The organism is Candidatus Thermoplasmatota archaeon, from assembly GCA_022848865.1.
In the GTDB taxonomy this organism is placed as follows: Archaea; Thermoplasmatota; Thermoplasmata; order RBG-16-68-12; family JAGMCJ01; genus JAGMCJ01.
The window spans coordinates 1-9,071 of record JAJISE010000060.1; the positions used below are offsets into that span (position 1 = coordinate 1).

The window sequence follows — 9,071 nt, forward strand, 5'->3', positions numbered from 1 at the left end:
AGTCAAAAGCAACTGAGAACCTGGCTGTGCCGAATACTGTTGATATTGGGACACGTAAGGGTCACAGCCAGCATCCCGATTCCAATATTGACAAGGATGTTCTTGAACAGATGCCCAAAACGTTTCAGATCTTCTCTTCGCTTTTGGCAAGGGTAAGAGAAATGGACCCGAAGGCCTGAAAGACCACCCTGAGGCAATTGAGTATTCAGGAGCCTCTGCGATTTGAACTGCAACTAGTATCCCCACCCCCCGCATAACCACATCTTTAAGTACGGTCTTGATTATCCTCTTAACGTGGTATCATGCAGAAGCCGCTCTCGGTACTGAACGCGAACATAAATCATCAGGTGATCGTCGAGCTCAAGGCAGGACGCGAGTACAGGGGGAAGCTGGAGGGCTTCGACCCGCATATGAACATAGTCCTGAAGGGCGCCGAGGAGAGGATGGACGATGAAGTGGTGAGGAAGCTCGATATCGCCATCCTTCGCGGGGACAACGTCATATACATCTCGCCATAGGTGATTTTCTGACCAAGGGTACAGCTTCTCTGGGTAAGAGAGGGAAAAGGAAGACCCACATGGTCTGCAGGAGATGCGGCAAGCACGCCTATCATGTGAGGAAGAAGTACTGCGCCTCGTGCGGCTTCGGCAGGAGCGCCAAACTCAGAAATTACAGCTGGGCCAAGGGTCACTGATGATGGAAAAGCCAAAGGAGCAATGCGCTGTCGTCGGCATACATTCCTCCTCTCCGTCTCGGACGTCTTCTCATATCTACTATGCGCTCAGGGCACTGCAGCACCGCGGGCAGGAGTCCGCGGGTATCGCGGTCCAAGCGCGCAAGATCAAGTGCATCAAGGACCTCGGTCTGGTGGGGGAGATATTCCACGAGTCCAACCTGAAGAAGCTGAGGAGCAAGAAGGGGATTGGGCACAACTACTACTCGATCAAGCTGTCCAAGCCGGAGAACGCGCAGCCGCACGTCATCGAGACGCCTTCAGGAGAGATCGCTCTCGGACACAATGGCATAATCACCAACTCCGGAGCGCTGAAGAGGAGGATGGACAGGAAGGGCCACGAGTACAACCTCGGGAGCGAGGAGGAAACGATAGCCTTCATGCTCTCCGACGAGATGGCCTACGGATTGAGCTTCGCTGAGGCAATGAAGCAGGTCGTCCCCGAGCTGAAGGGGTCCTATGCGATGACCTTCCTCCACGAGGGCAAGGTGTACGGACTGAGGGACCCGCACGCGATAAAGCCGCTCTGCATAGGCAAGTTCGACGGCGGACACATCATCGCATCGGAGAACGTGGCCATCGATGTCCTGGATGGTGAGCTCATTCGCGACGTGAGGCCGGGAGAGCTTGTCGAGCTTACCAAGGACGGATTCGAGAGCCATCAGCTAGTGGAGGGCAAGCGGAAGGCGCACTGCTTCTTCGAGTACCTCTACTTCGCGAGAGGCGACGCTGTACTGGACGGGAAGTGGGTGTACGAGATCCGCAGGAAGATAGGAGCGCTCCTTCACGAGCTCTATCCGGTGGAGGCGGACGTTGTCGCGCCCGTGCCGGACTCGGGAAGGACCTACGCCCTCGGATATTCCGAGGCCTCGGGGATCCCCGTGGCGGAGGGGCTCATGAAGAACAGGTACATCGCGAGGACCTTCATCATGCCCGACCAGAAGAGCAGGAGCTCGAGCGTGCGGGAGAAGGTCAATCCGGTCGTGCCAGTGGTCAAGGGAAAGAGAATCGTCCTCGTGGACGACAGCATAGTGCGCGGAACGACCATGCGGAGGATCATCGCCGTGATGAAGCACGTCGGCGCGACCGAGGTCCACGTGCGAATCGGCTGCCCGCCGATAATCGCCCCCTGCTACCTGGGGATAGACATGACGACGAGGGACCAGTTCGTCGCGAACGCGAAGACGGTTGAGGACATCTGCAAGGAGCTCGGTGCCGATTCACTGGGCTACAATACGATCGAGGGAGTCGTCGAGATGATCGGACAGAGAAGGAACGAGCTCTGCTTGGGCTGCATCACGGGGCGGTATCCAGTGGCGATACCGAAGGAGATGCACAGGTTCCAGAAGAAGCTGCTGGACTTCCACTTCAAGGAAGATTAGAGTTATATATCGTCAGTGGCTATTGTGATTTCCGCGGGCCGATAGATCAGTTGGAAGATCGCCACCTTGGCATGGTGGAGGCCAGGGGTTCAAGTCCCCTTCGGTCCATACCCTTACGGGTTCACAACCCTTATCTAGTGGCACTTCTATACCCCATTTGATGGTCGGTAAGAGGGAAGAGAGACTGCTCGAGGACGAAGATGTACGTCGGTGGTTCGAGAACATGTCGAGGGGAGCTCAATCAACTGCTGACAACTACCTTCGCTGCATGGGCAGATTCTGCGAGAGGACCCGGATAACACCAAGAGAGCTAGCCAAGATGCCGAAGAAGAAGCGAGAGGACCTTATTCACGACTATGTCACGGAAAGGGAAGGCGAGGGGAGGGCAGGGAGCTACATCGAGACGGAACTCAAGGCGTTGAAGTCCTGGCTCTCGTGGAATGATATCACGCTGAGCAGGAAGATCAAGGTCAAGGGAACAAGAAGCACCCCTACACTTGCAGAGGAGATGATCCCTGACCGGGAGGGTCTGAGACGTGTCCTCAATGCCGCGGACCCGAGAGCTCGCGTGGCGGTATCCTTGGTGGCATTCAGTGGACTACGGATACAGGTTCTTGGGAGCTACGAGGGAAGCGACGGTCTGCGGGTCGGAGACTTCCCGGAGATGCAAGTGGAGGATGACAAAGTCACCTTCGACAGCGTTCCGACCATGGCAGTTGTGAGGCCTGAGCTATCAAAAACGGAGCATCAGTATTTCACCTTCCTTGGGCCCGAGGGTTGCAGCTATCTGCAGGCCTATCTCATGAACAGGATGGCAGCGGGAGAGGAGCTCAACAAGGACAGCCCCATCATCACCCCGAAACGGGCAAAGAAGGACTTCATCACTTCCATCAATGTCGGTGACATAATCCGGAAAGCCATGCGAGCGGCGGGTGACAAGAATCGACCCTACGTTCTGCGGAGCTACTTCGATACGCGCTGTATGCAGGCGGAATCGAAGGGACTCCTGAGGGATTTCCGTGTGTTCTGGATGGGGCACGTAGGGGACATCGAACACAAATACACCCTCAACAAGGGCAGACTTCCAGAGGATCTCATCGAACAGATGCGGGGTGCGTACGAGAGTGCACTCGAATATCTGGAGACCGCTCCGAACCAGAGAAAAGGGGATCCGACTCTCAAGTTGCTGCGTGTCTTCCTTCAAGCAGCGGGCTACTCTGAAGAGCAAATAGAGGCGATGCAACTCGAGACGAAATCCGAGGAGGAGATCGTCTTGCTCCTCCAGGATGCTCCGAAGAGGCTGATGGCAAACGGAGGCGACCCGAGGCAGAGGATTGTGAGCATCGAGAACCTTCCTTCATTTCTGGATGAGGGGTGGATATACAAGTCGACGCTACCAGATAGCAGAATCATCATCGAGCTCTCTTTGACATGAGGACTCTCGCGTAGGTAGCCAGCTTAACAAGACCCTCTGGCCTGGGAAGCAGGTCTGGCTCCTTAACAAGAGCCTCCCTAACCGGGTCTCCAGGGGGGAGGATCTCAAGAACACGCTTCTTCACGAGCCTGAGGTCTACTAGCTCATGATTCGGCCTCTCAACGGCGTTTGCCTGCTTCTTTGTTACCATTGTCGATCCTCACACTTCGCTTTCATTCCCGCCTTCTGATCTGTGCCAAAATCCTCTTCTCCTTCCTCGGAGGATTAGGGGTCTCACCATCACGATGGCCGTTTTGGCACAGCCTCCTCGCCGTCGTGCGACCAATTGCGAGGGCCTCGGCGATTTCGGTCCATGAATGTCCTGTCCGACGAAGTTGCACTGCTTTCACCCTGATCTCGGCTGCCGTTCTTGGTCTTCCAGGACCCCTCTTCTCTGAACTGCCATCATTGCCTAGCATCGTGCTCCCCTGGATGGGCGGTTCTGTCGTACTTCACATATGAGTCCGTCATTTCTGGCTTCCCATCCCATCCTCTCGCATCAACGGATGATTCTCTCTGACTATCCTCCTGTCCTCTTCGTAGTTGCCCTTTTTGTAGAATCGCTCCTTCGTCCGGACGGTGTGCCCTGCGATCCTTGCTGTGGCATCTCTATCTGCGCCAGCTACGTCCGTGTGCCTCTCTCCTGCCTCCCGAAGAGCCTTGCAGGTCACGAGACGAATCTCTCTGCTCTTCCTGTTGTACCCTATGACCCTTTGGATCCCGGCAGACCTGGCATGCCTGTCGACGATTCTCTCCGCCTGTCTCGTCGATAGTCTCTTCTTCCTGCTATTCGCAATGAGCGGCCCTCTCTTCCTTCTCTGAAGATAGCGTATCATCAGATCTCTGGTGTAGTCGCCGAAGAAGACTTGACGCTGTCTGTGAACTGTGTCAACATGAATCCTCTTGCCGTCCTCAATCCGAAAGACGGCCTTGCCCTTAGGATGGCGAATGAGGATGGAGCAGTTGTCGAAATCGATGTCCTGAATGTCGACTTTCAGGAGCTCGCTCACTCTGGCCCACGTCTCGTAGAGCAGTCTGACGAGAAGCTCGTCCCTCAGGGCCTTCCAGATCTGGAACTTCGTGGCCTGCGAGGGGAGCCTTCTGGAGGCCGAGCAGAGCCTCGTGCACTCCTCGACGGTAAGGCCTCTGGATTCTATCCTCTCCTTCAAGCCCATGGACCACACCCTTTCACAGTATCGAGGCAGACCAGGACAGACGAGCGAGACGCGAGCGATTGTGCGCTTCCCCCATGTTTCTCCATCATCGAAGGTCAACGGACTCCCAAAAACTAATACTCTGTGCTCACATGTGTGGTAATAGGTCACGCGAGGAATTGTAGATGCCGAAGAGAATGGGACTCGAGGACCTTCTTGCCGATGAGAAGACCCAGATGATTATTGGAAGGTTCGCCGAACAGAGGTCCGATATGCTGAGACCGAGCCAGCTGGAAAAGGGTCTGTCGCGCGCAACGCTGTATAGAAGGCTGGATAGACTCCGTGAGTACGGAGTGCTGCAGAAGGTCGACAGAGAGGGCAATCCGACGAAGGGAGGACAGAGTGCTCCTGAGACATACTACCTGCTCGTGGCAGACTACTGGAATACAGCCATCAAGTGCGCTGACATGAAGAGACTGGGAGATCAGGACCCCGACAGGATGACATCGGGCGTGTTCTCAACCGTCTACGGATTGGAACCCTCCGACTTCGAAGGTCATGAGGACGATGAGAAGAGGTTCCTGGAGGCGCTTGAAAGACTCGATTCGGTCGCCCTCACTTTCCTCCATCTGAGGGCCAGAGTACTGCAGAGAGCCCTGACGAAGACCCAGGACGTCTTGGACGATGGGACCTTCGACCCCGTCACGAGGTGGATGGTTGGATGCTACGGATGGATGAGGGCTATGGCTCCGCTCACTGGCGTGGAACCAGATCCTCCCGAGTCCTTCGTCATCGAAGCGGCGAGAGTCCTTTCGGAGTTGTGGCGTCTCGAGGGTGGGTTTTCGAGAGCAGAGGCGAAAGGCTACCTGGAGTGTGTCACCAGAGCCGTGAAGTTCACCTTGGTCTCGCACGCACTGTGCGGAGAACTCCTCGAGGCGATTGGACAGAAGGGCATGAGAGGTCTCGTGGTCTCCCACATAACTCCGGTATTGGGGGAATCCGAGGCCGTGTATGCCCGAGCCGAGGGAAGGTTCAGACGTTTCCTCAGATCAGAGGGAAGGACGGCGAAGGAGGGGGAGAAGCAGGTCTTCCGTTTTCTGCGGGAGCGCATTCATTCGGAGAAGGACATGAAGGGCTGGGGAGAGCCATTTCAGACGGTGCTCTCAAGACATCTGAAGGTCGCACCCGATGAGGTATTCGACGAGTTGTCAAGGACCTCCAGGAAGGCGCAGGTGGAATTCATGGCGGAGGGACTCCGAAGCGGCTTCCTCGACCCGCCGAGGATGCCAACGATCCGTGAAATGAGGGAGCACCTGAGTGGCAGGAGTTGACGTTACAGAACACCGGATGCTGGATGGGCCCTCGAGGTGATTGGAGGGGTACCCGCATTCTACTTTTCCACCGCTGGTATCCTGCCGGTCAGTGAGCCTTCATGCATGCGGTGTGGAGGTGCCAGACACCTGAGATGATACCGTGTTGTAGCGGTAGGAGCTAGTGCAACGACACCGGACTATCCGTGCGTAGTCGGTGTTCTCCCCTTTGAGCCAGGCAAGGTGTTCTCCACAGTAGAATACACTTTCTACCTCTTTTTCTACCGCGGTGAACATGGGTCGTCCCGAAGGAGCTGAGAGCAGCTGCCGGCACAATGCCCTTTTCTTGAGGACATCGAGAGGTACGTCTCAGAGACTCTGCGATACGATTGGGCGATAGAGTGCATCGAAGAGGAGGACGAAGAGACCTAGCGACACCGATGCGACGGACCGCAATCGTAGAGTGAGGGACTGCATCAGGTCTGGAGGCCCAGAGGAAGGGTAGTAATCGGCCGACCGTGACGACACCGCCGCCACACGCGGCTATCACCGTCACTCGGAATGTAGCGGGGACGGCATATCTTTCTACACGCGTCGCTACACCGAAGGACTGGAGGCGCGTTACACGCTGTGGGGACCGTGCGGTCGCAACGGGTCCCCTGCACGCTCTCTTGATGTCCTACGGCAGTAACCGAGACAGACATACCGACTGTACCCGCTACGGGTAGAGGGGGGCGTAGAGTGCACGCCTAGGGTGTGTAGCTTGCCCTGTAACGACACCCTTCCCGCTACCGTGTCGTAGCTGTAGGAGCTACTGCAACGACACCGGGTCTCCCCCTCTCGCTACACACTACACCGCAGGTAGCCAGGCATTGTAGCTAGCTACACGCTACACCGCAGCTACGCCGCACGCCACGACTCTGCTACGCGATCAGCGGCATTCTGTGGCGGACCAGGCCGCTGAGTTCGGGTGTGTCGACTCCTCATTTGACACTGGATGCGATGAGAAGGTGGAGCCACAGAGCATCCACGCGCCGATCGCAGACTTTGGAGTCGCCGTGGCGAGATCTTCGCCGGTTCCCGCAAACATTGAGGTCTCACTGCCTTCTCCAGCCTTTTCCAGGTGTTTTTCAGCCTGACTGTGGTTGTGACCGTAGCTGTCGAAGTCAGATCGTAGCGCGACCCTGAGATTTGAAATGGGCAATCATATCATGTATAACTTCATAGTGTCAATATACTCCCTCCTTGACAATACAAAAGAAGGGCTTCCCCACGGAGCGCGGGAAGGAGATTCTACGATTCCTGGAGGCCCAGAGGAAGGGGAGTAATCGGCCAATCGTGACGACACCGCTGTAACAGGCTGTCATCACCGTCACTCGGAGTGAAGCGCGCCCCGTAGGTCTGTTTGCACGTATCGCTACACCAAAGGACTGGAGGCGCGTTACATGGTGTGATGACCGTGTGGTCGCAACGGGTCCCGTACACCCTCTCACGATGCTCTGCGACAGTAGCCGAGATGCACATGTCGGCTGCACCCGTTACATGTAACGGGGGATGTAACATGCAGGCGTGGGGCGTGTAGTTTGCCCTGTAACGACACCCTCCTCGCTACCGTGTTGTAGCTGTAGGAGCTACTGCAACGACACCGGGTCTATCCCTCTCATCACGTGTAACGTCGCAGATAGCCAGGCATTGTAACAGCTACATGTTACGTCACGGTTACGGGATTCGTCACAGATTTATCACAAACTCAGCCGCAGAATAAGGCCGAGAGGCGTCGTGACCTGAGACGTATGAGACTCCAGCATTCCCTCTTCTCGACGGGGCGATCGGCTCGCGGAATCCCGAGTAGTGAAGCAGACGAGGAAACCGTCTGCACATCGGACCTGGTGACATTATGATGCGCATTCTCCCTTTCCCGCTTTTTCCAGGCTTTCATCCGGTTTTTCAGGCTTTCACATCTCGACATCGGTTGTGGCGCGTGGAGCTACGTAGTCGCGTGGCGGGAATGTTCTTAACCCATATCGGTTAGTGTAGCTTGCCTAACCTCATGGGGTTGGCGTACTCAATAACGTTAATATGGCCGAGCTCGTATGTCGAAAACATGGGCTTCATAACGAAGCGTGAAAGGGCGATCCTCGAGTTCCTGAAAGAGAGCGCGAAAGTCATGGATATTGCGCAGGAATTCGGCGTCGCAACGACCTCCGTATCACGGAGCATCTCCAATATCAGGCACAAGTGCCTGGAACTGGAGGATGACATCGAGTTCCTCCTGGAGATCGGATTTCTCAGAATCCAGGATGGAGGACTGGAATTCATCTCCAGGGACCCGAAGGATCTGAGGCCGAGACCCTGAGGGTTTCGACTCGTGCTATTCGAAGTCACGTTTGCTGGTCTCACCCAGGGCTTCCTGAGTCTCGGATTCCCACGACCTCCATTCCTCCAGCTCCTTCCTTTCCTTTCGGAGGAGGCGATAACCCACCGCCCCGCCGGAGGCCAGAGCGATGCCAATGACAATCATCAGCCATCCGCCTGGATGCATAATTCCGCCCGAGAGGACCAGGATTATGATGAAGAGCAAGGCGATAAGCGCCCCCAAGGGCACCGCGACATAGTAGATGTCCTCCTCCTTCTTCATCTCCTTGACTCTCGCCTCGTACCTCGCAATGGACATCATGTAGGGGTCCTTCTTCATGCCGACCTGTCCCTCGAGACTTCCATGACCTTCAGCATATATCATCTTTTCTTGTTATCATGTTAGATTGTATTCGTTATTTATGCATGACAGACAATCCACATCCGATGCCAAAGAGGCACTTCGCCCAAGCCAAGGTCACACAGAGAAAGCAGATAGCCGTTCCCAAGAAGGTAAGGGAGAGGCTTGGGGAAGTCGAGGAAGGAGGCTTCATTCTTTTCTACGAGGACGGGAAGAGGATCTACATCGAGAAAGGTCGTATTGGACCCGTGCCATAGCGCTATTCACCGAATCGGGAATCTTCTGGCTGAAGAAGCTCTGGT

10 protein-coding genes and 1 tRNA gene are annotated in these 9,071 nt (G+C 55.8%); 8 read left to right on the forward strand and 3 right to left on the reverse strand.

Annotated features, from left to right (window positions below; all coding sequences use genetic code 11):
* Window positions 1-299 precede the first annotated feature (299 nt).
* The 5 genes from LN415_09010 (at window position 300) to LN415_09030 (ending at window position 3,550) form a co-directional block, all read left to right on the forward strand.
* Complete coding sequence (locus tag LN415_09010; GenBank protein ID MCJ2557225.1) at window positions 300-518, forward strand: small nuclear ribonucleoprotein; 219 nt, start codon at window positions 300-302, stop codon at window positions 516-518.
* A gap of 8 nt (window positions 519-526) precedes the next feature.
* The gene (locus LN415_09015; protein ID MCJ2557226.1) at window positions 527-694 is read left to right on the forward strand and encodes a 50S ribosomal protein L37e; all 168 of its coding nucleotides are present in this window, start codon (window positions 527-529) and stop codon (window positions 692-694) included.
* Window positions 694-2,115 (forward strand): amidophosphoribosyltransferase, encoded by a 1,422-nt coding sequence (gene purF / locus LN415_09020; protein ID MCJ2557227.1) that lies wholly within the window; start codon window positions 694-696, stop codon window positions 2,113-2,115. Before LN415_09015 ends, purF begins: the two co-directional genes overlap by 1 nt.
* Window positions 2,116-2,150: 35 nt before the next feature.
* A tRNA-Ala gene (locus LN415_09025) sits at window positions 2,151-2,223 on the forward strand.
* A gap of 52 nt (window positions 2,224-2,275) precedes the next feature.
* Window positions 2,276-3,550: a site-specific integrase gene (locus LN415_09030; GenBank protein ID MCJ2557228.1), complete on the forward strand. Its 1,275-nt coding sequence runs from the start codon at window positions 2,276-2,278 to the stop codon at window positions 3,548-3,550.
* Here the strand turns inward: LN415_09030 and LN415_09035 are convergent.
* Window positions 3,528-3,740 (reverse strand): hypothetical protein, encoded by a 213-nt coding sequence (locus LN415_09035; GenBank protein ID MCJ2557229.1) that lies wholly within the window; start codon window positions 3,738-3,740, stop codon window positions 3,528-3,530. The two genes, LN415_09030 and LN415_09035, sit on opposite strands and share 23 nt — an antisense overlap.
* Before the next feature lie 316 nt (window positions 3,741-4,056).
* On the reverse strand, window positions 4,057-4,764 hold the full coding sequence (locus LN415_09040; protein MCJ2557230.1) for a tyrosine-type recombinase/integrase: 708 nt from the start codon (window positions 4,762-4,764) through the stop codon (window positions 4,057-4,059).
* Between the two features lie 164 nt (window positions 4,765-4,928).
* Between LN415_09040 and LN415_09045 the strand changes: the two genes are divergently transcribed.
* Both LN415_09045 and LN415_09050 read left to right on the forward strand, forming a co-directional pair.
* On the forward strand, window positions 4,929-6,074 hold the full coding sequence (locus LN415_09045; GenBank protein MCJ2557231.1) for a hypothetical protein: 1,146 nt from the start codon (window positions 4,929-4,931) through the stop codon (window positions 6,072-6,074).
* A 2,083-nt stretch (window positions 6,075-8,157) separates the two neighbouring features.
* Complete coding sequence (locus tag LN415_09050; GenBank protein ID MCJ2557232.1) at window positions 8,158-8,409, forward strand: LuxR C-terminal-related transcriptional regulator; 252 nt, start codon at window positions 8,158-8,160, stop codon at window positions 8,407-8,409.
* Window positions 8,410-8,424: 15 nt separating this feature from the next.
* On the opposite strand, the gene LN415_09055 is transcribed toward LN415_09050, so the two are convergent.
* A complete protein-coding gene (locus tag LN415_09055) occupies window positions 8,425-8,793 on the reverse strand; it encodes a hypothetical protein (GenBank protein MCJ2557233.1) in 369 nt (122 codons plus the stop codon).
* Between the two features lie 62 nt (window positions 8,794-8,855).
* Between LN415_09055 and LN415_09060 the strand changes: the two genes are divergently transcribed.
* Window positions 8,856-9,026, forward strand: a complete 171-nt coding sequence (locus LN415_09060) for an AbrB/MazE/SpoVT family DNA-binding domain-containing protein (protein ID MCJ2557234.1) — start codon at window positions 8,856-8,858, stop codon at window positions 9,024-9,026.
* Window positions 9,027-9,071 lie beyond the last annotated feature (45 nt).

Excerpts from the sequence above, each read along its gene's own strand:
- purF (MCJ2557227.1), top strand. The coding sequence starts at position 694 with ATGATGGAAAAGCCAAAGGAGCAATGCGCTGTCGTCGGCATACATTCC.
- LN415_09030 (MCJ2557228.1), top strand. The coding sequence starts at position 2,276 with ATGGTCGGTAAGAGGGAAGAGAGACTGCTCGAGGACGAAGATGTACGT.
- LN415_09035 (MCJ2557229.1), bottom strand. The coding sequence starts at position 3,740 with ATGGTAACAAAGAAGCAGGCAAACGCCGTTGAGAGGCCGAATCATGAG.
- LN415_09040 (MCJ2557230.1), bottom strand. The coding sequence starts at position 4,764 with ATGGGCTTGAAGGAGAGGATAGAATCCAGAGGCCTTACCGTCGAGGAG.
- LN415_09045 (MCJ2557231.1), top strand. The coding sequence starts at position 4,929 with ATGCCGAAGAGAATGGGACTCGAGGACCTTCTTGCCGATGAGAAGACC.
- LN415_09050 (MCJ2557232.1), top strand. The coding sequence starts at position 8,158 with ATGGGCTTCATAACGAAGCGTGAAAGGGCGATCCTCGAGTTCCTGAAA.
- LN415_09055 (MCJ2557233.1), bottom strand. The coding sequence starts at position 8,793 with ATGATATATGCTGAAGGTCATGGAAGTCTCGAGGGACAGGTCGGCATG.
- LN415_09060 (MCJ2557234.1), top strand. The coding sequence starts at position 8,856 with ATGCCAAAGAGGCACTTCGCCCAAGCCAAGGTCACACAGAGAAAGCAG.